20 protein-coding genes and 1 pseudogene are annotated in these 22970 nt (G+C 42.4%); 10 read left to right on the top strand and 11 right to left on the bottom strand.

All coding sequences use genetic code 11. The features are described 5' to 3' along the window. Window positions 1-86 precede the first annotated feature (86 nt). Both V7K46_RS08885 and V7K46_RS08880 read right to left on the bottom strand, forming a co-directional pair. Window positions 87-395: pseudogene (locus V7K46_RS08885) on the bottom strand (amidohydrolase family protein); the annotation flags it as partial. A gap of 230 nt (window positions 396-625) precedes the next feature. Beyond that, window positions 626-1990 (bottom strand): LLM class flavin-dependent oxidoreductase, encoded by a 1365-nt coding sequence (locus V7K46_RS08880; protein ID WP_335112212.1) that lies wholly within the window; start codon window positions 1988-1990, stop codon window positions 626-628. A gap of 852 nt (window positions 1991-2842) precedes the next feature. Here V7K46_RS08880 and V7K46_RS08875 point away from each other — a divergent pair. Continuing rightward, complete coding sequence (locus V7K46_RS08875) at window positions 2843-3052, top strand: SDR family oxidoreductase (RefSeq protein ID WP_335112210.1); 210 nt, start codon at window positions 2843-2845, stop codon at window positions 3050-3052. Between the two features lie 471 nt (window positions 3053-3523). Here V7K46_RS08875 and ftsH read toward each other — a convergent pair whose 3' ends face one another. Further along, window positions 3524-5413, bottom strand: coding sequence for an ATP-dependent zinc metalloprotease FtsH (gene ftsH, locus V7K46_RS08870; protein ID WP_335112208.1), 1890 nt, complete (start codon window positions 5411-5413; stop codon window positions 3524-3526). 594 nt (window positions 5414-6007) lie between these two features. On the opposite strand from ftsH, the gene V7K46_RS08865 reads away from it, so the two are divergent. After that, entirely contained in the window at window positions 6008-6553 is a 546-nt protein-coding gene (locus V7K46_RS08865) for an NADPH-dependent FMN reductase (protein ID WP_273765199.1), read from the top strand. Between the two features lie 436 nt (window positions 6554-6989). Here V7K46_RS08865 and V7K46_RS08860 read toward each other — a convergent pair whose 3' ends face one another. The 3 genes from V7K46_RS08860 to V7K46_RS08850 all read right to left on the bottom strand — a co-directional run bounded on the left by V7K46_RS08860 (window position 6990) and on the right by V7K46_RS08850 (window position 11955). Next, the gene (locus tag V7K46_RS08860; RefSeq protein ID WP_335112206.1) at window positions 6990-9344 is read right to left on the bottom strand and encodes a DUF4347 domain-containing protein; all 2355 of its coding nucleotides are present in this window, start codon (window positions 9342-9344) and stop codon (window positions 6990-6992) included. A 1009-nt stretch (window positions 9345-10353) separates the two neighbouring features. After that, window positions 10354-11469, bottom strand: a complete 1116-nt coding sequence (locus V7K46_RS08855; protein ID WP_335112204.1) for a ferrochelatase — start codon at window positions 11467-11469, stop codon at window positions 10354-10356. A gap of 261 nt (window positions 11470-11730) precedes the next feature. Next, window positions 11731-11955, bottom strand: a complete 225-nt coding sequence (locus V7K46_RS08850; protein WP_335112220.1) for a DUF3137 domain-containing protein — start codon at window positions 11953-11955, stop codon at window positions 11731-11733. 92 nt (window positions 11956-12047) lie between these two features. On the opposite strand from V7K46_RS08850, the gene V7K46_RS08845 reads away from it, so the two are divergent. The 4 genes from V7K46_RS08845 (at window position 12048) to ilvB (ending at window position 16629) form a co-directional block, all read left to right on the top strand. Beyond that, window positions 12048-12197 carry a hypothetical protein gene (locus V7K46_RS08845; RefSeq protein WP_335112202.1) on the top strand — a complete coding sequence of 50 codons (150 nt, stop codon included), beginning with the start codon at window positions 12048-12050 and terminating at the stop codon, window positions 12195-12197. A gap of 444 nt (window positions 12198-12641) precedes the next feature. Beyond that, window positions 12642-13214, top strand: coding sequence for a hypothetical protein (locus V7K46_RS08840; RefSeq protein WP_335112200.1), 573 nt, complete (start codon window positions 12642-12644; stop codon window positions 13212-13214). 106 nt (window positions 13215-13320) lie between these two features. Then, window positions 13321-14583 carry an MFS transporter gene (locus V7K46_RS08835; RefSeq protein ID WP_335112198.1) on the top strand — a complete coding sequence of 421 codons (1263 nt, stop codon included), beginning with the start codon at window positions 13321-13323 and terminating at the stop codon, window positions 14581-14583. A 132-nt stretch (window positions 14584-14715) separates the two neighbouring features. Beyond that, window positions 14716-16629 carry a biosynthetic-type acetolactate synthase large subunit gene (ilvB, locus tag V7K46_RS08830; protein ID WP_335112196.1) on the top strand — a complete coding sequence of 638 codons (1914 nt, stop codon included), beginning with the start codon at window positions 14716-14718 and terminating at the stop codon, window positions 16627-16629. Window positions 16630-16871: 242 nt separating this feature from the next. Here the strand turns inward: ilvB and V7K46_RS08825 are convergent, their stop codons facing one another. From V7K46_RS08825 to V7K46_RS08805, 5 genes are all read right to left on the bottom strand, one after another. Further along, the gene (locus tag V7K46_RS08825; RefSeq protein WP_442939815.1) at window positions 16872-17057 is read right to left on the bottom strand and encodes a DUF4351 domain-containing protein; all 186 of its coding nucleotides are present in this window, start codon (window positions 17055-17057) and stop codon (window positions 16872-16874) included. A 136-nt stretch (window positions 17058-17193) separates the two neighbouring features. Further along, complete coding sequence (locus V7K46_RS08820; protein ID WP_335112194.1) at window positions 17194-17667, bottom strand: hypothetical protein; 474 nt, start codon at window positions 17665-17667, stop codon at window positions 17194-17196. A 93-nt stretch (window positions 17668-17760) separates the two neighbouring features. Beyond that, window positions 17761-18108, bottom strand: a complete 348-nt coding sequence (locus tag V7K46_RS08815) for a hypothetical protein (protein WP_335112192.1) — start codon at window positions 18106-18108, stop codon at window positions 17761-17763. A gap of 169 nt (window positions 18109-18277) precedes the next feature. Further along, complete coding sequence (locus tag V7K46_RS08810) at window positions 18278-18424, bottom strand: DUF559 domain-containing protein (protein ID WP_335112190.1); 147 nt, start codon at window positions 18422-18424, stop codon at window positions 18278-18280. Then, the gene (locus V7K46_RS08805; protein ID WP_335112188.1) at window positions 18411-18644 is read right to left on the bottom strand and encodes an endonuclease domain-containing protein; all 234 of its coding nucleotides are present in this window, start codon (window positions 18642-18644) and stop codon (window positions 18411-18413) included. The genes V7K46_RS08810 and V7K46_RS08805 overlap by 14 nt, the downstream gene beginning before the upstream one ends. A gap of 394 nt (window positions 18645-19038) precedes the next feature. On the opposite strand from V7K46_RS08805, the gene V7K46_RS08800 reads away from it, so the two are divergent. From V7K46_RS08800 to V7K46_RS08785, 4 genes are all read left to right on the top strand, one after another. Beyond that, the gene (locus tag V7K46_RS08800) at window positions 19039-19545 is read left to right on the top strand and encodes a tellurite resistance TerB family protein (RefSeq protein WP_335112186.1); all 507 of its coding nucleotides are present in this window, start codon (window positions 19039-19041) and stop codon (window positions 19543-19545) included. Window positions 19546-19626: 81 nt separating this feature from the next. After that, a complete protein-coding gene (gene dacB / locus V7K46_RS08795) occupies window positions 19627-21090 on the top strand; it encodes a D-alanyl-D-alanine carboxypeptidase/D-alanyl-D-alanine endopeptidase (protein WP_335112184.1) in 1464 nt (487 codons plus the stop codon). Between the two features lie 617 nt (window positions 21091-21707). Further along, window positions 21708-22310, top strand: coding sequence for a TerD family protein (locus tag V7K46_RS08790; protein WP_335112182.1), 603 nt, complete (start codon window positions 21708-21710; stop codon window positions 22308-22310). A 70-nt stretch (window positions 22311-22380) separates the two neighbouring features. After that, window positions 22381-22953, top strand: a complete 573-nt coding sequence (locus V7K46_RS08785) for a TerD family protein (RefSeq protein ID WP_335112180.1) — start codon at window positions 22381-22383, stop codon at window positions 22951-22953. Window positions 22954-22970: the final 17 nt, after the last annotated feature.

Raw genomic sequence — 22970 nt, 5'->3', positions numbered from 1 at the left:
AAAATATTACACCAGAGGTGATTGTTTCTCTCACCTCTTACGACTTTATTCTTGAAGCTTTATTTAGCGCAGCTTCATAAAGAATTGGTATAAGTGGCGAGATCCAGTGTGTTTTTGGTGACTCTGGCCCACCAAGGCGATCGGATTGTGCGGTTGTAGTGACGTTCTTCTGGGGTTTGTTGATACCAGTCTTTACCCCCGCTCTTGGAGTTGAGACGCGAAGCTTCGGTTTTGCGTAATTCGTCTACAAGTTTCACACCGCCGTAATTGGCGATGTAATCCTCAAACGCCGGGGTGAAATCATTGGTGTGAACGTCGGTGTCGATTACTGGATAATCGAGGGTTGCTTTGATTGCCGCAGAGCGCGAAGTTTTCAATCGGCTATATTCACTCATGTTTTTTCCTTCAAAAAAAATTACAGGGTTTTTCTCGCAGCATGGGATGCTGGTTAATTTGTATTAGTCCATGTCTGCAAAGCCGCACAACAGATTGCCTCCCCGTTGCAAAGGAAAAGGCAAGGGAGTAAGCATATTTTGTGTCAATTTGGCTACAATCTTCAGATTCTATAGGGCGGCGATCTACAGAAGGTGGGCTGATTAAGCACAGTGCAGATATTAAAAGTCATTTATGCCAACACCAATTTTTCATTCACTTGTTTGGCGGCAAAACGATTGCCCGGACGACGCAATCCCAGGTTTTCACGCAAGGTACTGCCTTCGTATTCAGTACGGAACAGTCCGCGTTTCTGGAGAACGGGAACGACTAGGTTAATGAAGTCATCTAATCCTGTAGGGAGGATTGGTGGCATAATATTAAAGCCATCTGCCGCACCGTTGTTGAACCATTCTTCTAACTGGTCAGCAATGGTTTCGGGAGTACCAAGTATGGTGCGATGTCCTCGGGCGGTGGCAAGAGAGAGATACAATTGGCGCAGTGTGAAAGTGCCACGAGTAGCTAAATCCCTGACTAGTTTGAGACGACTTTTGTTGGTGTTGGTGTCGCTGGGTAGTTCGGGAGCCAAATCATCTAGGGAATATTTCGCCAGATCCACACGGTTGTAATAGTTCTTTAAAATCCCCCAGGCGACATCGGGATGAATCAGCGATTGTAAGAATTCGTATTTCTCTTGAGCTTCTTCTTCGGTACGGCCAATGATTGGAAAAGCACCAGGCATAATTTTTAGATCGTCTGGGAAGCGCCCATATTTCCCCAGCCTACCTTTGACGTCAGCATAAAATTCCTGTGCATCAGCTAAGGTTTGATTGGCAGTGAAAATTACCTCGGCAGTGCGTGCAGCCAAGTCCCGTCCTGATTCGGAGGCTCCAGCCTGAACAATCACTGGGTAGCCTTGGGGCGGACGACCGACATTTAAAGGGCCTTTTACGGAAAAATATTTGCCCTTGTGGTTGAGTGTATGTAGTTTATCTGGGTCGAAATAGATCCCAGATTCTTTGTCGCGGATGAAAGCATCATCTTCCCAGCTATCCCACAATCCTTTCACGACTTCCACAAACTCTTCGGCGCGTTCATAACGCTGGCTATGTTCTGGGTGATGCTCAAGTCCGAAATTAAGAGCGGCATTCTCATTCCCTGTGGTGACTACATTCCACCCCGCCCGGCCATTACTCAAGTAGTCCAGGGAAGCAAACTTCCGCGCCAGGGTGTAGGGTTCTTCATAGGTAGTCGAGGCGGTGGAAATGAAGCCGATATTTTGGGTCACAGAGGACAAGGCTGAGAAGAGGGTGACCGGCTCGAAATGGACGATTTTACCGTTGCGATACTGAGTTTCTGGAGCGCCGCCCCACACTCCTGGGCTATCAGCAAGGAAAACTGCATCGAACAAGCCGCGTTGGGCAGTCTGGGTAATTTCCTTGTAATGCTCGAAATTAAATCCAGCATCTGCTTGTGAATTGGGGTGACGCCAAGCGGATATGTGATGACCAGTGGCTTGAATAAATGCACCTAAACGAAACTTGCGTGTTGTGCTCATATGCTTTTTTCTTTTTTATAATGTGATTGCTGATTTGCGTATAATTAATGGCTTTTCATGTAACGTCAGCTATTACTTTCACTACTGCACGCTAATTCCTAACTACTCAAATGCCTGACACATCTTAGTCAAACCTTCATGGCTACGTGGCAAATATCTGATGAGTAGACAACAGCATGTTTACTTTCAACCGCTGACATCCGCCCAAAAAATACAAAGGATGGCAGAGCGATAAAATACTTTCCCCATAAAGCTTTGAAGTACTCGTGTCTGGCTCTCAGGTATTTACCTCTTGCTAGACACTGAATTTAATAATGGAATGCTTTGGCAGCAATTAAACTTATGCTTTAGTTGCCTACTAGTTCCTCTACAAGGAATGAAATAACAGAACTTTAAGTCAGGTTAATACCACAGCAAAATTAGGGATGCTGCTGCTTGGCGCTCGAATTATCATAATTTTATCTAGCAATATTAGTCCGCAGATAAAGTTTACACGATGGATACAAAAAAATATGTACTGAAGATCACAATATTATGAAATACTAATTATTAGTTTCTCGAACATTAAGTATTGCAAACTGATTAATTGCTCAGTATGTAGTATGTATGCTGCCCTTAAGAAGTATCTATCTCAGATCAACCGTCCGTAGCCCACTGGAAAAAAGGACGTTGCATACATAACATGAGGTTGTGTACTTTGCAATGTTCATCCTGTCAGTCTACGGAGATTAAGGAGAATAGAAAGCGACTATAGCAGTCCGATCTGATTTCGTTCAAATTTACAGTGTCCAGATCCCCGACTTCTATGAGAAGTCGGGGATCTAACTTTTCACGAATGATTTAGGATTGCTGATGATTGAAACTGAAATGTTTCATGAAAAAGTTTCTCCCGGCAGTAAGGAAGAACAGCTCTATTCAAGCATGATTCCAATGGGTCGGTTCGGTCAGGTCAAAGAGATTGCTGCCGCGATCGCCTTCTTCTGCTCTGATGAAGCAGCGTTCATCACAGGACAAACCTTATTTGTCGATGGTGGAGTAAGTATCGGTCGCAGTCTTATCTGAACACAGGTCATCAGTAAAGCGTCTGTCTCAAACAACGAAGTAGCTAGTCAAGCGTATTTAGGGACTTCCAAATAAAAAAATATTCCAAAACTGACGCAAAAATCCTCTTTACTTCTCTTCTCTGTGTTCTCTGCGTCTCTGTGGTTCGTTTATTTGGATAATTTATTTCTTGGAAATCCCTTATCAACTAACAAGGGGTTTAAGCGGTGGAAAGGCTCAGGCAGCTTTTTGATTTTTGTACAAAAAGATTCCCAACTTTTTAAATAAGTCGGGAATCTGAGCTTTTGGATTTTCACTAGTACACCACGGCCTAAATCCAGCCAGCTAACAAGGCACAATTATTCCTTGGGTAGATAATTGGGTGATTCCCGAACAAATTGCGATCGGACAAAATCCCTTGTTAAAGATGGGCAAACTGACGCCACACTGTACTAGTCTAAAGTTGATAGACTATTGACTTTTGCCTATTTCCTAATGAGGTACAGCCAATTTTGCATCGGCTATCTGAGCATTATCGGCAACAATTTTGCGGAATAAATCACCTTCAATAGTCTCCTGTTCTGCTAACAAATCTACTAAACGCTCCAAAACTATGCGGTTGAGTTGCAACAGTTCTTTTGATCTGATATAGCAATTGTTAACAATTTCGCGCACCTGCGAATCAATTTTGGCGGCAATTTCCTCAGAATAGTCTGATTTATTCATCCAGTCGCGTCCCAAAAATACCTCTGCACTCTGATTTTCTAAGGACAATGGGCCTAATTCTGACATCCCGAACCGTGTCACCATCTGCCGGGCCATAGTTGTCACGTGTTGCAGGTCATTCCCTGCACCTGTGGTCACTTCTGGCTTCCCAAAAACAATTTCCTCGGCGGCGCGACCACCCAAAGTAGCTGTTATTCGGGCTTTGAGTTGGGAACGGGAAATTAACCCCTGTTCTTCGTTAGGAGTAAACCAAGTTAATCCTAGTGCTTGTCCCCGTGGAATGAGTGTAACTTTCTGTACAGGGTCATGGTCTTTGAGCAATGTGCCCACTAAAGCATGTCCAACTTCATGATAAGCAATCAAGCGCTTGCTCTTGCTGTCTACCAAGGCGGTACCTTCCATACCGGCAACAACTCTATCCACAGCAGCATCAATTTCTAAAAGGGTGACAGCTTCTTTCCGCCTCCTAGCAGTGAGAATGGCAGCTTCGTTGAGTAAGTTGGCTAAATCTGCGCCAGTAAAACCAGGAGTGCGGCGAGCGATCGCTTCTAATGATACGCCAGGATCAATTTTTTTATTCCGCGCGTGGACTTTCAAAATATCCAGTCGTCCTTTGAGATCGGGTGCATCCACCATCACTTGTCTGTCAAAGCGTCCTGGTCTGAGCAGCGCTGCATCTAGAACATCGGGGCGGTTAGTGGCAGCAATAATAATGATGCCTGTGTTACCTTCAAAACCATCCATTTCAGTGAGCAGTTGGTTGAGGGTTTGTTCACGCTCATCATTACCGCCACCGATTCCAGCACCCCGTTGTCTACCTACTGCGTCAATTTCATCGATAAATATTAGACATGGGGCATTCTCTTTGGCTTTTTTGAAGAGGTCACGCACACGGGATGCACCCACACCGACGAACATTTCCACGAATTCTGAACCGGAAATGCTAAAGAATGGTACACCTGCTTCACCTGCGATCGCTTTTGCTAGTAAAGTTTTACCTGTACCAGGGGGGCCAATTAACAGCACTCCTTTGGGAATACGTGCGCCTACAGCAGTAAATCTTTCTGGCTGTTTAAGGAAAGTAACAACTTCTTCCAGTTCTTCTTTAGCTTCTTCAACCCCAGCTACATCTTCAAATTTCACTCCAGTTTTGGCCTCCATTTGGAAGCGAGCTTTGGACTTGCCGAAATTCATCGCTTGGCTAGAAGCATTAGTAGAGCGCCGGAGGAACAATAGCATCAAAGCCAGCAGTGGCAAAATCCACATGAGATTGATCAACAGTCCAACAGCAGCTCGACTCTTAGCAGAGGAAACTTCGCCAAAATCAACATTTTTATCTTTGAGTATGTTAATTAACTCTGTGTTTTGTGCTAAAAGTGCCACCTGTTGCGGTGGCGTATTCTCCTTTTGTCCCTTTAGATAAACCCTTGCTAGCTGTTCGGTTTCGTCAATCTCTACTTTTTCGACTTCTCCCGCCTTCGCTTTCTTCAGCAAATCACCATAATTTAGAGAGGTGCTGTCAGCTTTTTGTGCCAAAACGGGAGTACTCACGAAAATTCCTGGCAACATAATCAAACTAGCTGCAAGCGCACCAACCCAAGCTACACGCTTTGAAGAGTGCCTTTTTACCAATGCTTTTTTTCCCAAATTTGTCATAATAATTACCCTTTGTCTGCTGGCACAAGTTGAGCGCTGGTTTTATGCCTATTCTTCTAGCAAAAATTGTAATAACTGGAAATTACACTTTTCTTATCTAGTCTAACTTCCATACAAAACCATTCCCAAGTTTCTTTCGGCTATTGCATGAAGTTGAGCAACCTGGATAATTATTCTGGCTCCTGACTCCTGACTCTAGCCCGTGTCTTAGTGACATGATCTCGTTCCCAGCTCTGCATGGGAATGCTTATAAGCGAGGCTCTGCCTATAGTCCAAGGAGGCAGAGCCTCCCCAAATTCATTCTTATGAAGAGCAATAGGAACGAGAGGTTGATAGATGTTTGGCAGTAAAAAAAATACATATGGTACTTGCAAAACTAAATTTAACTTCATAACAAAGGTTTCAACATACTTGCGACCACCAAGACGCGGGCTACTCCTGACTCTTAGCTGTTAACTCCTTTGTTATAAAATTTTCCGGCAGATTTTAATTTGACACATTCCGACACAAATCGCTAAAATAAACATAGTCATAACGATTCCGTTTTAAAAAAAATCTGTTGATAGTAGCTAGTTAATAGTTTGTAGGTTAATTATGGTTAGAATTGTTGGCATTGGCGGTAGTTTAAGACCCAACTCCTATACCCAGCTTGCTTTAGAAGTAGCAGTGCAAAGGGTTGAAGCTGTGGGTGCAGAGGTAGAAATTCTCGATTTACGGCAGTTGCAGCTACCGTTTTGTACTGGTGCAAAGGAGTATCCAGAGTATCCAGATGTTCAGCGGTTGCAAGATACAGTCAGTCGCGCTGATGGGTTAATTTTAGCGACACCTGAATATCATGGTGGGGTTAGTGGTGTCCTGAAAAATGCCCTGGATTTGATGAGCTTTGAGCAACTGTCGGATAAAGTGACAGGACTAATTAGTGTCTTGGGTGGTCAGTCTAATAGTAATGCTTTAAATGAGCTCCGGCTAATTATTCGTTGGGTACATGGTTGGGTGATTCCCGAACAAATTGCGATCGGACAAGCTTGGGGTGCTTTCAGTCCTGAAAACAAGCTAGTAGATGAGAAACTCTCTCAAAGATTTGATCAATTTGCTCAGAGTTTAGTTGATAATACTCGCAAGCTGCGGGGCGTAAATTAGTTGTTGGGTGGGCAAAGCTTTGCCCACCCTGGACTCAATAATGCTAATGGTGAGTGAATTAAAGCTAGGCAGCATCACGGAAATAACTATCTATTTGAAAAAGGTTAAAAAGCTTATATAATGTGCGCTTAGATATAAGTTAATTGCCAAGGGAGGGACAGCGTAGCATGGTAATCTCAAACCGCAAGCGAATTGCGTCTCAAAGAGATGCAATTCGCGTTTACTCTACTCCGTTGCGTACACTACGGGATGGCTTACGCCAGCGCAATGACATATCATAAGGAATTAATCGGACTTGATGTCATCAGATACTGTAGAAAAAAGTACCCCCTCCCAATTCCCTTGATAAAGGGAGTCACTTGCATAGGCAAAGTTCCCCTGTTGAGCATAGTGGCGTGAGGATTGAGTTGGGGTGAATGGGCACTTTCGTGTGAGGTTAAGCAGGTAGAGTCTGATTCATTTGCAAGACCAAGTCGTCATAGTCTTTATCACCGCCACCAAACAAATCTTCAAAGGCAAAGGTATTGTTGCCAAGTGAGCTAAAATGGTCAATTCCATCGGGATTAGCCCCTAAAAACGCAAAGTAAGCGAACGGGACTTGTCCCTTGGTTCCTTGGTCTGTGTGGTTTGAGGGATTTGACGATAGAAATCCATCCTGAGTTCCGTTGGCAATTAGATAAGGCGCATAAATAACTCCACCGTTCAACTGCTCTGATCCCGACGCGCTTCGATCGCTTCCCAGTTCGGATTTGGAGACAGGTACAGTTTGCCGAACTGCGACTTGTGCATAGTTCGCGTCGCCTGGGGTAAGTTTGGCGTTCGTCAATTCATCGATAATAGTACCCTCTACATCTTGAACGACGTATAGACCAACACTATTGTTATAAACAGCTTCACTCTTAAGATCAAAGTTAAAGTTAACTAGCTGATTGGCTTGGGCACGTAAGTCAATCACTTTCGACGACCCTGAATTACCAGTACCAGTGCCAGTGCCAGTACCAGTGCCAATGCCAGTGCCAGTACCAGTGCCAGTGCCACGGATGCCAGTGCCAGTGCCAGTGCCAGTGCCACGGATGCCAGTGCCAGATGATAGTGGATCTTTGATATTGGCAGTAACACTGACAGAAGGTAGGGCGTTGAGAATGGAGTTAGCGCTTGAAATCGTGGCCTTAATCGTACCAGTATGATTGCCTTCAACGACACCATCATTGACGGCGAGGACAGCAACGTTTTTAATGTCTGTAGCCGTGCTACCAGCAGCAATAGTGACGTTAACGGGCTTGCCTACCCCATTCCCCAAGTCAAGCTGATCGTCGGGGTCGAGGGTAATCGTTGCAGCGGCTTGGGTGCGGATAGGGACACCCAAGCTGTCAAGACCTAAGTTAATGCCCACTGCTAAAGTCTGTGCAGTATTATCCCCTTCTGTTAGTGGCTTATTGGGTAAAGTCAGACTTAGCACGGGGAGTGATATTGGATCGTTGATATTGGCAGTAACACTGGCAGAAGGCAGCGCGTTGAGAATGGAGTTACTGCTTGAAATCGTGGCCTTAATCGTACCAGTCTGATTGCTCTCAGGGATACCGTCATATACAGCAAAGACAGAGACGTTTTTGGTGTTTCCAGACGTGCTACCAGCACCGATAGTGATGTTAATGGGAGTGCCTGCCCCATTTCCCAAGTCAAGCTGATCGTCGGGGTCGAGGGTAATCGTTGCAGCTGCTTTGGTGGCGATAGGGACACCGAGACTGTCAAGACCTAAGTCAATGCCCACTGCTAAAGTCTGTGCAGTATTATCCCCTTCTGTTAGTGGCTTTTTGGGTAAAGTCAGACTTAGCACAGGGAGTGATAGTGGATCGCTGATATTGGCAGTAACACTGACAGCAGGCAGTGCCTTGAGAATGGGGTCACTGCTTGAAATAGTGGCCTTAATCGTACCAGTGTGATTGCCCTCAGGGATACCGTCATATACAGCAAATACAGAGACGTTTTTGGTGTTTCCAGCCGTGCTACCAGCAGCAATAGTGACGTTAACGGGAGTGCCTGCCCCATTTCCTAAGTCAAGCTGATCGTCGGGGTCGAGGGTAATCGTTGCATCGGCTGCGGTGAGGATGTTAAGACCTAAATCAATGCCTACTGTTAACGTCTGTGGAGTATTATCCCCTTCCCTCACAGCTAAACCTGTTAGGGGATTGATTGAGATAATCAACACCGAAGTATAAGCTTCCCTGACAGCTTCCGAAAACGCTAAGGGACCCTCAATGTCGCCAAGGGTAACTTCCAGTTCCCAGTCTCCTCCCTTTTTAGCACTGCCAGTGGGGTTGGCAGAAGCTGCAATGTTTGCTCTGGTAAGGTGGTGAAGTCGTGCTAAGAAGGCTTCCCCAACTTCTCCTGCTGCGACGTTACAACCGTAGAGAAATACAGGGGCAGAGGCGAGAAAAGCTGACCAAGCTTGCAGTTCCCTTGAATAGTAGTTTAAGGTTTCTAGATTAAGGTAAGTGTTACCTAGAGCTAAACAGCCTGGTGAACCGTGGCAGACGATATGCAGCGCCGAAGCAGGATGATCGACAAGCATCTCTGTAATTTGCTCAACACCATCGCGATGAAGGTCAAGAATTAAAACATTTGCCCCTTCATCAACTCCTGTTGCTAGCATCGGATAGTCTTCAACTCTGGGGTCTATAACTACCAGCATCGAAACTGAATTTTGAGGCTGCCTCAAAAGATAGCCACTCTGATCTGGAAATTTTTCTAAAGTTGTAACGCTAGACCGAGATTGAATGTGGTTTTTCATGGTGTTAGTTCACTCATATTGAGTGATAAATATTGCGGCTTTTTACTTTGGCTATCGAACTTTTACATTGACAGAAATGACCAAACATGCAGGACGGTTTTCAGGTATTTAAGCTTGATTTTTCGACGCTTTTTCAGCGATACCCACCTTACTGCTCAAAGGATGATTGAGAAAAGTCTGAAACTAAATATTTTTGTCAACGCACATAATAATTAATTTGTACAGTGCGTAAGTTCTATAACTAATTACCTCAGATCTATCTTGCAAATATCTACCTAAAAAAAGTTTCAAAAAGCATTTTTTTTACAATACCTTCGCCCAAAATAAAGGGATGTCTTACTTTTTCCGAAACAGCTTAAGGTAATCGTATGCTTGACTCCTCGGAAAAATATAGAATCCCCTCACAGTGAGACACGACAGTATTAATGCAGATAAGCATTTAGTAAACTTTATGTTTTTTCAAACATGCTTTAAAGATATGAATTTTCTATCTAGTTGTAACCGGTATAAACTACAGGATAATTACAAAAAATATGAAAAATTTATAAGTAACAATACTGATATGACTTGTTTTTGAGTGATTTAAATTCAACGATTACTTTTTAATCGTTCGCCCACACGGAGATAATCGGTCAAGTATTGCTTTTTCAAAACTTCTAGCCAAATATTTTGCAAAGCTTGTTGCTCTCATCAATAAAAAGTTAAAATTGCATCTCAGTTTTCAATATGTAATGTTACTTAAAAATTCTACTCCTGCTATGTAAAGAGCTTGCAATTTCAGTGAATATGCGTAAATAATCTCGTAATTTTGCTTAGAGAATAAATTAAAAAAATAATTGTAAATTAGTACAGTGCGGCATAGAGAAATTCAAGCTTAAGTAACAGGCATAGAGAAAGCTTAGTTTCAATCAAAAAACTCCCCGCTTGAAAGCGTAGGAGTGTTAATTGAGTACACTATAAAATTTAGGGTAGGCAAAGCTATGCCCACCCTCCTAAACTCAAACTTTACTTAATGGTGGTGATGGTGGTGATGGTGATCCCCAGCTAGTTGGGGATTAACTGCCAAACTTTGTGACAACAGCTCTGCAATATGAGCATCAGCCCATTGGCCCGCCATAGCCAAAAATTCTGGATGGTCGTTGACGCAAGCCATTTGCACGTAGTTCGTACCAGGATGCTGTTTTTCCAAAGCATGGATGATATGGTGTACATCCAATAAAGTTTCGTGGTTTTCTGTGGCAAAACCAATTGGCATAAAAATTACCACTTTTGCACCTAATTGAATTAGGTTATTTGCTGCTTGTTGGGCGTTTGGCTGTGTCCAATCAATTAGAGGCGTGTCATGATTGAGCCAACCCACTGAGATTAAGGGATAGCGGTTAATCAACTTATCCCGAACCAAATCGTACATTGCTTCACTTTCGGCAATCCCAGAAGTAAATCCTTTGGCTTTGTGCGGACAACCGTGGTTCATTAACACAATGCCGATTTGAGAAGGTAGATAAGCTGCGGCTAACTCAGCAATTTTCTCTTCAACCAGATGAGCCATCAAATCGATGTAAGCTGGTTCATTGAAGAAAGAAGGAATGTAGCGCTGTGCTTTAACCCAGTGTTCTTCACCATCAGTCAACTCAACGAGAGCGTTGTTAACTTGCTCGATCGCAATCCCACTAGTAAAGATAGAATCAACAACCAGCAAAGGGTAGATTAGCAGCTTCTCGAACCCTTGGTTTTTGATTTCTGCTAAAACTTGATTGGGTAGGAAAGGGGCGCAAAAATTGAAAGCCTTGAAAACTTGAACTTTATCACCCCATTTTTCTTGTAAATTCTTCTCAATCCCAGCCCGTTGCTGTTCAAAGATGGCATTGTGTGGGGAGATAAAATCGTGGTGTGTGTGTCCCCACTCATGGCGGTCAAATAGCGCCAAAAGTTTTGCCAAAGGGGGATAAATCCAGGTTGGCACCGGTGCAAATTTTGCTGTCAGTAGATTTAAAGCCTGTTCGTTATAGTTGGCGAAATCTTCGTAGCTTTCGACTTCGCCGTAGCCCATAAGCAATACGGCTACACGGTCTTTACCTGATAGATGCTCGTGGGTGTGTTGTACTTTTTCCGGCGTGGCAACCACAATTAGTTCCTCAATATAACCAGAGTGCAGAGAAATTCTGAGTTAGGGAATAGTTTGCACATTTTCCCTACTTATAACTTATTATCCCATCCAGGGGGATAGGATAGGTGGGAAAATCAAAATAATACATCAAAAGATATACAAGATTTACGTGGGGCATTGGGTATTGGGTATGGAAAATTGAATCAATACGCCATCTGTATATATTGCTGGAATAGCGAAAGCGGTTAAAATGCCGAAAAGCTGTATGTCTCTGTGAAATTAATTTGGTGCAGCTTTGTGTAAAATACGTCTATCAAGATTTAAGTCTTCAACAATTCCCAACATCAAGTTGAAAGATTCAAAATATTCTCTTAAAGGCGCAAAGCTCAACACACTTTTATATAAATTAGGAGCAAATATATTATTTTCTACTGTTTCTTCAATAGCTATGCATATTATCTCATCAACAAAATAAATATAAATATTTCTAGCTGAACTTTTGATTTTGTGAGGTTTGGTGTATTTGCAAATGCATCGATATCATCTATAAATAACTCTGGAAATAAAAATTGCCTTATTCATTTCCTCGTTGATTCATGTTCATTAATCAGGAGTTGCCAGCAAAGAGCGATCGCTTGATTAATTTGCCCATTCTCTTGATATACTTAGGACTTACGCACACTCTACGAATTCTTCTCTACGAGACGCTCCGCGATGGCGCTCTTGGCATCTTGGCGGTTCGATAAACTAAGCTTTTGGGCGATTATTGCGTAAGTCCTAATACTTTTATCGGATATTTGTGTACTTGTAAATATTTTTTTAGCCATAGAAGCAGGTTGGAAAAAATATTCAATACTCAAATTGCTTCTTAATAGCGTTTTTTAGTAAGAACTCGATAACTATTTTTTATAAGTTCCTTCGCTTGTGTATAAAGAAGTTTTAAAATAGGATTATTTCGGAAAAATATGTGGATTAGCTATAATTTACTCAGTAAAAATCAGGTAATATAGCAATCCTAAATTATTTGTAAAAAGCTCATTTTTTTATTGTATTCTCAACTAGAGAAGTTGTGCCTAAGCGTACTCCGTAGGAGTACGTGTCCTTCGATAATAGACCGCCACAGCAGATTTAAGTTATTAATATGAAAAGCTCCTAGTACGATATACATCCGCAATTTTCAGAATAGACAGATGAGTATAATTATTTGCCCTGGAATTCATGAGTCAAACTTAACTGAAAGCTTTAAAGTCGGATTATTAGATATGGTTTCTAATGGCGCGATCGCTTATAATGCCGCAAATATACTGATTTATCCGGGTAAAGATGTTTTGGTTCTATCAACATTTCATATCTTACAGTTTTTGCGCGATCGCTTGGGCGATCAGCTAAAATCGCCAATTATATTCATTAGCTTTAGTGCGGGCGTAGTTGGGGCAATAGGGGCAGCGTGTTTGTGGCAACTCTTGGGTGGTCGTGTGAAAGCATTTATTGCTATAGATGGATGGGGAGTACCACTACAGGGTAATTTCCCTATTCATCGGATGAGCCATGATTATTTCACGCATTGGAGTTCCTGTTTGCTAGGTAGTGGGCAAAATAACTTTTATGCACAGCCAGCAGTTGATCATTTGTGCATGTGGAAATCGCCCCAAACTGTACAAGGCTGGTGGGTAGATTCATCCATTGGGATTTTTCCACCAAAAGGTCATCTCACAGCATCTGAGTTTTTGCTTATGCTGTTAAAGCGCTATGAAGCAAATTAATCCGGACAATGGAGTAAGTAAACAGGAGTTAGGAGTGAGGAGTGAGTCATTTGTCATTAGTTACCCAACTCCCTACTCCCCACCCCCATCTACCCAAAGTATCTAAATGTTTCCAACTGAACCAACTGCTGTTAATAACGGGTTTGGCGCACTGCTAAAAAACCGTGGTTTTATGCTCCTGTGGATTGGGCAACTGCTATCCCAGTTAGCAGATAAGGTCTTCTTCGTTTTGCTGATTGCTCTGCTGGAAAACTACCCACCGCTTCGGGGGTTGGCACGAAACTCTATGTATTCGACCTTGATGCTGTCGTTTACAATACCAGCAATTTTGTTCGGTTCTGCTGGTGGTATCTTTGTTGACCGCTTACCAAAAAAGCTGATTCTGGTCGGATCAGATGTTGTGCGGGGAATATTAACGCTGTGTCTTCCCTTGTTACCACGACAGTTCTTGATTCTGTTAATCCTGACTTTTGCCATTTCCACGGTGACGCAGTTTTTTGCACCAGCTGAACAAGCAGCCATTCCCTTATTGGTGAAGCGAGAGAATTTGTTGGCAGCCAATGCGCTGTTTAGCAGCACGATGATGGGAGCTTTAATTGTTGGCTTTGCTATTGGAGAGCCGATTTTGAGTTTGGCGAAAAGCTTGATGGGAGAAGAATACGGTCAAGAGATTGTAGTTGGTGGATTATACATATTATCGGGTGCTATTATCCAGCCAGTTAGGTTTAAAGAACCCAAACGACCGAAGGAACAGCGGGCATCAAATCACCCTTGGGCTGAATTCACCGAGAGCCTGCGCTATCTCAAGAAAAACCCTTTGATCTTGAACGCCATGCTGCAACTGACAACTTTATATTGTGTGTTTGCAGCTTTAACAGTACTGACAATTCGATTAGCCGAGGAATTTGGTCTAAAAGAGAAACAGTTTGGCTTTTTCTTGGCAGCAGCAGGGGTAGGTATGGTATTTGGTGCGGCGATTTTAGGAAATTGGGGTGATAAATTGCGTCACAAGCCCCTACCTTTAATGGGATTTTTGATGATTGCACTAGTTTTAGGGGTGTTCACTTTTACGCACAACTTATTGCTGGCTTTAGGACTCTGTGCATTTTTGGGTGTAGGTGCTGCCTTAATTGGTGTACCCATGCAAACTTTAATTCAACAGCAAACACCATCTACGATGCACGGTAAAGTATTTGGCTTTCAAAATCATGCCGTCAACATCGCTCTGGCGTTACCTCTGGCGATTACTGGGCCATTAACTGATACTCTGGGCTTGCGATTTGTGCTTGTAGGAATGAGTATTGTTGTCGTAGTTGTCGGTGTTTGGGCTTGGAAAAATACTCGCACAGTCTTGCAAGACGTAATTTAATTAATGTAGGCTAATAGTCTAACTTTATATTTAATATATAAAATTCTTAGAATTTGATTGCACTTTTCAATTAAAATGAAATCTTAACTACAGAATTCAGCATTTATTTTAGCTATAGTCTGAGGTTTGGCCGTGCGTTCACAAAGTGTCTCCGTAGGAGATTCGCTTTCCCAAATTAGTCTCCCACAAACTGAGAATCACAAACAGTCTCGTACTTCTAGCCCACCAGTAATGCCCAAACGTGCATCTGGCGGTTTTGCTCTGCTTGACAGCCTTCAGCGCCACGGCGTTGATTATATTTTTGGTTATCCGGGTGGGGCAATTCTACCAATTTACGACGACCTGTATAAAGTGGAAGCAACTGGTGCTATGAAGCACATTCTCGTGAGACACGAACAAGGCGCAGCCCACGCTGCTGATGGTTACGCCCGTGCCACAGGAAAAGTAGGAGTCTGCTTTGGCACTTCTGGGCCAGGAGCAACGAACTTGGTGACAGGCATCGCTACAGCCTACATGGATTCAATCCCGATGGTTGTGGTTACAGGACAGGTAGCACGTCCGTCCATTGGTACAGATGCCTTTCAGGAAACTGATATTTACGGGATTACGCTACCAATCGTCAAGCACTCCTATGTAGTGCGTGATCCCAAAGATATGGCGCGAATTGTCGCCGAAGCGTTCCACATCGCTAGCACTGGGCGTCCGGGGCCAGTTTTGATTGATGTCCCCAAAGATGTAGCTTTAGAAGAATTTGACTACATACCTGTAAAACCAGGTTCAGTGAAGTTACGCGGTTATCGTCCCACAGTAAAGGGAAATCCCCGGCAAATTAATGCCGCGATCCAGTTGATTACTGAAAGTCGCCGTCCGCTATTGTATGTCGGTGGTGGTGCGATCGCAGCTGGTGCCCATGAAGAAGTAAAAGAACTAGCTGAATTATTCAACATCCCTGTCACCACAACTTTAATGGGGATCGGTGCCTTTGACGAACATCATCCCCTAGCTTTGGGAATGTTAGGGATGCATGGCACGGCTTACGCTAACTTCGCCGTTAGTGATTGTGACTTGCTAATTTGCGTCGGTGCTAGATTTGACGATCGCGTAACTGGCAAGTTAGACGAATTCGCCTCTCGCGCCAAAGTAATTCACATCGACATCGATCCGGCAGAAGTCGGCAAAAACCGCGTTCCTGAAGTGCCCATCGTCGGCGATGTACAAAATGTGTTGGTAGACTTATTGCGTCGATGCAAAGAAGCAGGCGTCAAGGCTACACCTAATCAAAACCAAGAATGGCTAAATTTAGTTAACCGTTGGCGCGAAGAGTATCCTCTAATAGTGCCGCACCATCCCGACAGCATTTCCCCCCAAGAAGTGATCGTAGAAGTAAGTAGCCAAGCACCCCAGGCTTTCTACACCACAGATGTAGGACAGCATCAAATGTGGGCAGCACAATTCCTGAAGAATGGCCCAAGGCGCTGGATTTCTAGTGCTGGTTTGGGAACGATGGGTTTTGGCTTACCTGCGGCTATGGGCGCTAAAGTGGCGTTTCCTGATGAAGAAGTCATCTGTATTAGCGGTGATGCCAGTTTCCAAATGTGTTTGCAGGAACTTGGTACACTTGCACAGTATGGGATAAATGTCAAGACAATAATTATCAATAACGGCTGGCAAGGGATGGTGCGCCAGTGGCAGCAAGCCTTCTATGGTGAGCGTTACTCATGCTCAAACATGGAAGTAGGGATGCCAGACGTAGAGTTGTTAGCAAAAGCCTATGGGATTAAGGGCATGATAATCAGCGATCGCAGTGAATTGAAAAATGCGATCGCCGAAATGCTGGCACACAAAGGCCCAGTCATCTTGAATGTCCACGTCACCAGAGACGAAAACTGCTATCCAATGGTAGCTCCTGGCAAGAGCAACGCTCAAATGGTTGGCTTGCAGAAGCAACCGCCGAAGGCAGCAGCAGAGCCAGTTTATTGTAGCAACTGCAATGCAAAAAATGCTCCCACCCACAACTTCTGCGCTGAGTGTGGGACAAAGTTGTAACGTTTTTTGATAATTCTGACCAGAGCTGGGGAGCAGGAAAAGGGGAGAAAGATGCTGGAATTCGCCCTACTTCCTGCCCCCTTTCCTTTTACGTATATGTTGCTTAATCTTTCTGATTAGGTTGAGGTAAAAAGATATATCTTAGAGGATGTTTGAAAAGTCATCCAACGTATGTTTGACTACTCTGGCTATCGAGAAGTTGAACGAGATAATAAGGGTTCTGGGACTTGCGATCACTTCTCTTAGTTGCATTTAAGGCTTAAGCTGACACTTTTCAAACAACCTCTTAAGTAATTCACTAAATCACTTTGACTGGAGAAATCCAACAGCGCCTCAGGTAACTCTTCTAGTTGAGTTAAGGATAATGTGCGAATCTGCTGTTGCATCTTTAGCTCAATTGCACCAAACCGACGTGTCAAAAGACGCAAAATAATCTGCGGTTAGCGACTTCCATACGCGTAAGTCCTGAACATGATCCATGTTGGGTTTCCTTACGTCAACCCAACTAACATTTAATGCACAAATTTAGGCTTGACACGGCACTATATTTATGCAGTAAGTGGATTATTGCAGCAAAGGAGTTGTGCTTTTACCATTAATTGACGCATTCGCAATTGCAGCTTGAGCAGGTTGACTAGCAAGAACCGCAACAACTGGAGCAACTTTTGAACTAGATTGTTTATTTCTTTTTCCATTAGAACCGCCAGCTTTGGAATACTCTATACTGTTTCTGCCGTAGATAGTTGCAACTCCACTTAGCATTCGTTCAGACATTTCGGAGAGGGCTTTATCCATCTGGGTTACTGTCTTACGCGATTCTTCAAGATTGGACACAAGCGTATTATGAGCTTCTAACGTCGCACGGGTAGTGTTGATGAGGTGGTTGTAGGCTTCAATGGTTAATCCATGTCCTAAATCCAGATTTTCTTCAAGGGATTTAAGCAAGGCGAGACGAAGTTGGGCTTTGTCAACAGCAGCAGAACCACGAGTTCTTAAAGACATGAGATATCCTTTTTTTAATAATTCCTTTTTCAACATAGTGGAGTATCCTTTTGCCTGAGATGGGTAGTTTTGTGGATTTATTTCATTAAAAGTTGAACGAAATAATTACGAGTTTGTCTGTATTTTTACTCATTTTTTATATCGATTTGTTGTTTGAGAATAAGTGCAATCAGCAAATGCGATCGCCAAATCAACAAATGCGATCGCCAAATCAACAAATGCGATCGCCAAATCAACAAATGCGAACGCCAAATCAACAAATGCGAACGCCAAATCAACAAATGCGAACGCTAAATCAACAAATGCGAACGCCAAATCAACAAATGCGAACGCCAAATCAACAAATGCGAACGCTAAATCAACAAATGCGAACGCTAAATTAACAAATGCGAACGCCAAATCAACAAATGCGAACGCTAAATCAACAAATGCGAACGCCAAATCAACAAATGCGTAGGCGTAGCCAGCCGCAGGCATCGCCAAAATAATATTATAAAGAGGAAACTAGAACATCTAATTCCCTCCCCTTTATAAGCTACGGTGTACACACAAGTCGAATTACCCCCCTTAATCCCCCCTTAGAAAGGGGGGAAAAAAGAAATCTAGTTTCCTCCCCTTTATAAGGGGAGGGTTAGGGTGGGGTAACTTACCTCAACCGACAAATAACTTCCCTAATCTTATCCACTACACCATCAATATCTTGATAAACTTCTTGATTTGTAAATCTCAAAATCCTCGTACCTTTTGATTCCAAAAATGCTTGGCGATCGCAGTCATATTCACCGAACTCCATCTTGATAGTGACTATCACCATCAATTTCTATGGCAAGTCTCAATTCCGAAGAATAAAAATCCACTACAAATCTGTCAATACTGTATTGTCTGCGAAATTTACAGCTTTCAATTTGTTGATTTCTAAGTTTTGCCCAAACTATTTTTTCAGATGGGGGCATATTGTTTCTGAGAGTTTGCCGTTTTTGCTTTTCTGAGGTTTGGTTATACAGTTTTGTCATCAACGTTTTCATATTCCTGGAATGTGCTTATTATTCCCTGGATTACCCCCCTTAATCCCCCCTTTACAAGGGGGGAAACAAGAGATTCTCGTTCCCTCCCCAATACATACGGGGAGGGTTAGGGTGGGGTAAAAGAATATTTGATACATCAATCATAACTTTTCAAACATCCTCTTAGGCAGAGGTGGCGTACACAAGTACTAAAAACCTTGCTCGCTCAAGGCAACTTAACCGTTTTCATCCGCGGATGAAGATATTATCTGCGTATTTTTTATGAAAAAAGATTCATCCCAATGTATATTTCTGCATTCTTTTGGGAATCATAAATCGAGGAAGAATTATAAACCACAACGTATTACTTCCTGAAATATCACCTAACTTTTAGAGGATAATTATGTCTAAACGCAAGTTGCCCAAAGGACGTAGCACCAGTTCAGTTGCTCTAGAACCAGAAGTTGCGATCGCAGTTATTGGAATGTTTTCCGCAGCTGCTGATGGTGAAGGCATAACCATAGAAGAACAATATGGTTTGAGTGAAATGCTGGGTAGCGTTTCCCAATTTGAAGATTACTCTGATGAAGACTATGAAGAGTTGACTGAGAAAGTCGCCAGCTTGCTAGAGGAAGAAGAACCTGAAGTTTTAATCGAGCAGGCGATCGCATCCCTACCGAATAAAGGTTATCGCGAAGCTGCATACATCACCGCTATCTTGGTGGTAGGGATTGATGAGGAAGTACCCGAAACAGAACAAGATTATATCTCTGAGCTTCAGGGAGCCTTGAAGATTTCAGACAAGCGAGCACAAGAACTGATAGACGAAGTATTCGGGGCAGATGAGGAGGAAGAGGAAGAAGGAGAGGAAGAAGGAGAGGAAGAAGAAGAGGAAGAAGAGGAAGAATAGTGTTAATTTCCTCCAGTCAAACTGACGTAAAAAAAATGTCACACCAAGGTATTATCATCAGGTAGTTTTAAGAACTATGTGATGACCAGGAAAATTTCTCTTAGCTTAATGCTGCTGTTTCTGGGGACTCAAATTGGTGTTACCCAGCCGGCAGCTAAAGCACAAACCCCAGTTGCACCAACAACTACCACAAAATCAATTTGCTCTAGCCAATTAGGAACAGCTATAGATGCTGTAATCAATCGTCCCTTATTCAGTCGGGGGCGCTGGGGAATTTTGGTGCAACCCCTGTCAACCGGGACAACTCTTTACAGTCGGGATGCTCAGAAATATTTTACTCCCGCGTCTAATCTCAAATTGCTGACAACGGCAGCTGCATTGCAGCAATTGGGTGCAAATTTTCGGATTCGCACCTCAATTTATCAGAATGGCAATGGTGTTTTACGTGTTGTTGGTAGGGGAGATCCCAGCTTAAGTGATACTCAACTGCAAACATTGGCACAGCAGCTAAAACAGAAAGGTATTACCCAAATTCAGCGATTGATAGTTGATGATAGTTATATTCAAGGGGATATTGTTAACCCCACCTGGCAATGGGAAGATGTGCAGTCAGACTATGGCGCACCAGTCAGCAGCTTTATTCTAAATCAAAATATTTTTAGCTTAAAACTTGTACCGCAAGCTGTAGGTAAATCTTTACAAGTGCTGTGGACTGATGCTGGCGAGGCGAAACAGTGGCGGACAATTAATCAGTCAGTAACCGTTGCCCAAAATCAACCAACCTACGTTAACGTTACCCGCGAATTATCAGGAACAGTATTACAAATTCAAGGACAACTGACAACAAATTCTGAACCGTCATTAATAGATTTACCTGTAGTTGACCCTAATTATTACTTCTTACGGCGCTTTCGTACTGCTTTGGTAACAGAAAAAATTACCTTGGGGCAAACATTAGTAGTAAGTGGTGGTGTTAATCAAGAAGAAATAGCATTTGTAGAGTCGCCACCTTTATCTGAATTATTAATGGAAACTCTTCAGAATAGTAATAATCTTTATGCTGAAGCACTGCTGAGAGCATTAGCTGTGAAAAAAACCAGAGTTAAAAATCAGACTAGCGCTGATATAGGTTTGGAAGTTGTCAAAGCAAGTTTAACTCAATTGGGAGTTGATCCAGCAAATTATGTTTTAGTGGATGGTTCGGGTTTATCACGTCGTAACTTAGTAACACCAGAAGCTTTTGTGCAAACTTTGCGAGGAATAGCAAGAACACCAGCAGCATATGTGTATCGCGCATCTTTACCCGTGGCGGGTAAAAGTGGAACCTTGAAGGGCCGCTTTCAAGATACACCTGCTGAGGGCATTGTGCAAGCAAAAACAGGTACTTTAACAGGTGTAATTTCTCTATCTGGATATGTGAATGCACCTAAATATGAGCCGTTGGTTTTTAGTATTCTCGTCAATCAATCGGAGCAACCTGCAACAGTTGTGCATCAAGCTATTGATGAAATTGTTCTGTTACTAGTACAGTTACAGCGTTGTTGACAAATGTTTAGAGATGCAAAATTTCGCGTCTCTACATTTGCCTACTATGGTAACTAATTGAAGCGATCGCAGTATAGGATGATCAGAACATTGGTTCTGCTGTAACTTATTCACAACAAGGCTCTAGACTCCGAGCTATCACTTGGGCATTAACCCAAAGATAATAATGTTTAATAATTTAGCGCAGTTGTAGTCCACTTTATAACGACGATTATATCAGTACTACCAACAAAAAAATATGTGGCAGAAATGTCAGAATTTTTGAGATTACGTATTTTTCCTGATTACACTGCTTTTTAAAGGTGACTACGATAGAGCGCATAACAAATATGATATGCCATCAATTATGTGGCGTGTTATTACTCAACTCGAAATAGATAAACTCATTTGTTAACTCTGACAAAAAACCAGAATTACACAATAAAAATTGCTAGCTTAATTGAGTGTTACTTGCTTTAATGCATCATGATTGTTCATACCAATCTGAACGCACAAAAAGTAGTAAACATTAACAAAGTTCAAAAGCTAGAACCAACCCTGAATAAATGCTGATACAAACAGCTACCCAATCAAATAGCTGAAAACATTAGCAATCTCAATATATTCAAGATAATCACATGGGAATAAACCTCAAAAAAGGGCAACATATCTCACTTTCTAAAGAAGCTCCTGGGTTAACAAAGCTGATGTGCGGACTAGGCTGGGATGTAGCAAAACGTTCTGCTGGTGGTTTTTTTGGGGCTTTCAGTAATACTCAAGACTGTGACTTGGATGCTTCTGTAATCTGTTTAGATCAAAAGGACAAAATAACAGATACAAGTAACGTTATTTACTTTAGAAATTTATCCCACAAATCAGGAGCTATTACCCATTTGGGTGATAATCTCACGGGTGCAGGAGCAGGTGATGACGAGCAGATTATTGTAGATTTAACTCGACTACCAAAAGAGATTGTCAAACTAGTTTTTACAGTTAACATTTACGACTGTATTGCTCGTAAACAAGAATTTGCACAGGTACAAAATGCCTTTGTGCGGCTGGTCAATACATCTAACAATCAAGAAATTGCCAAGTATCATTTATATGGGTCTGAATACAAAGGAATGACCGGGATGGTCCTGGCTGAAATTTACAATCATAATAATGAGTGGAAAATGGCAGCTATTGGTAATGGCATTAAGGTTAATGGTTTAGAGGGACTTATGAGAGTCTATGCTTAACTGCTTATTGAGTTGAGTAACTCAATAAAAACTCTGAATAAAATTAATTTTGAAAAAATAGGTAGTTATTATGTCAATTAACCTCAGTAAAGGCGAAAGAATCAATCTTTCAAAAGAAGCACCAAGCTTGAAAAATGCTGGAATTGGTTTAGGATGGGATGTCAACGTTACAGATACAGGTTCAGTTTTTGACCTTGATGCTTCTATATTTATGTTAGGTGCTAACGGAAAAATTCCTAACGAAAAATACTTTGTATTTTATAACAATTCACAGTCACCAGATAGTTCTGTAAAACATGAAGGAGATAGCAGAACAGGAGAGGGCATAGGAGATGATGAGACGATTAAAGTTGATTTGAGCAAAGTTGATGCTTCAGTTCAAGAAATAGTTTTTGTCGTCACCATACATGAAGCAGAGCAAAGAAAGCAAAACTTTGGACAAGTCAGAAACTCGTTTATCAGAATTTATGACAACGCCACAGAAAAACAAATTGCTAAGTATGAATTAGATGAAGATGCTTCTGCCGAAACTGCAATTGAATTTGGTAAGCTTTATCGAAAAGATGGGGAATGGAGATTCCAAGCTGTCGGGGCTGGTTATAAATCAGGGCTTCAAAATTTTGTAGACCGATACGCCGCTTAGTAGCTATCTCATTAGTT

The organism is Nostoc sp., from assembly GCF_036917395.1.
Lineage (GTDB): Bacteria > Cyanobacteriota > Cyanobacteriia > Cyanobacteriales > Nostocaceae > Nostoc.
The sequence above is the reverse complement of the archived record's forward strand: the minus strand, read 5'-3'. Positions and strand labels throughout refer to the sequence as shown.

Excerpts from the sequence above, each read along its gene's own strand:
- V7K46_RS08880 (WP_335112212.1), bottom strand. The coding sequence starts at position 1,990 with ATGAGCACAACACGCAAGTTTCGTTTAGGTGCATTTATTCAAGCCACT.
- V7K46_RS08875 (WP_335112210.1), top strand. The coding sequence starts at position 2,843 with ATGATTGAAACTGAAATGTTTCATGAAAAAGTTTCTCCCGGCAGTAAG.
- ftsH (WP_335112208.1), bottom strand. The coding sequence starts at position 5,413 with ATGACAAATTTGGGAAAAAAAGCATTGGTAAAAAGGCACTCTTCAAAG.
- V7K46_RS08865 (WP_273765199.1), top strand. The coding sequence starts at position 6,008 with ATGGTTAGAATTGTTGGCATTGGCGGTAGTTTAAGACCCAACTCCTAT.
- V7K46_RS08860 (WP_335112206.1), bottom strand. The coding sequence starts at position 9,344 with ATGAAAAACCACATTCAATCTCGGTCTAGCGTTACAACTTTAGAAAAA.
- V7K46_RS08845 (WP_335112202.1), top strand. The coding sequence starts at position 12,048 with ATGTTCATTAATCAGGAGTTGCCAGCAAAGAGCGATCGCTTGATTAAT.
- V7K46_RS08840 (WP_335112200.1), top strand. The coding sequence starts at position 12,642 with ATGAGTATAATTATTTGCCCTGGAATTCATGAGTCAAACTTAACTGAA.
- V7K46_RS08835 (WP_335112198.1), top strand. The coding sequence starts at position 13,321 with ATGTTTCCAACTGAACCAACTGCTGTTAATAACGGGTTTGGCGCACTG.
- V7K46_RS08820 (WP_335112194.1), bottom strand. The coding sequence starts at position 17,667 with ATGTTGAAAAAGGAATTATTAAAAAAAGGATATCTCATGTCTTTAAGA.
- V7K46_RS08815 (WP_335112192.1), bottom strand. The coding sequence starts at position 18,108 with ATGCCTGCGGCTGGCTACGCCTACGCATTTGTTGATTTGGCGTTCGCA.
- V7K46_RS08810 (WP_335112190.1), bottom strand. The coding sequence starts at position 18,424 with ATGGAGTTCGGTGAATATGACTGCGATCGCCAAGCATTTTTGGAATCA.
- V7K46_RS08805 (WP_335112188.1), bottom strand. The coding sequence starts at position 18,644 with ATGACAAAACTGTATAACCAAACCTCAGAAAAGCAAAAACGGCAAACT.
- V7K46_RS08800 (WP_335112186.1), top strand. The coding sequence starts at position 19,039 with ATGTCTAAACGCAAGTTGCCCAAAGGACGTAGCACCAGTTCAGTTGCT.
- dacB (WP_335112184.1), top strand. The coding sequence starts at position 19,627 with ATGACCAGGAAAATTTCTCTTAGCTTAATGCTGCTGTTTCTGGGGACT.
- V7K46_RS08790 (WP_335112182.1), top strand. The coding sequence starts at position 21,708 with ATGGGAATAAACCTCAAAAAAGGGCAACATATCTCACTTTCTAAAGAA.
- V7K46_RS08785 (WP_335112180.1), top strand. The coding sequence starts at position 22,381 with ATGTCAATTAACCTCAGTAAAGGCGAAAGAATCAATCTTTCAAAAGAA.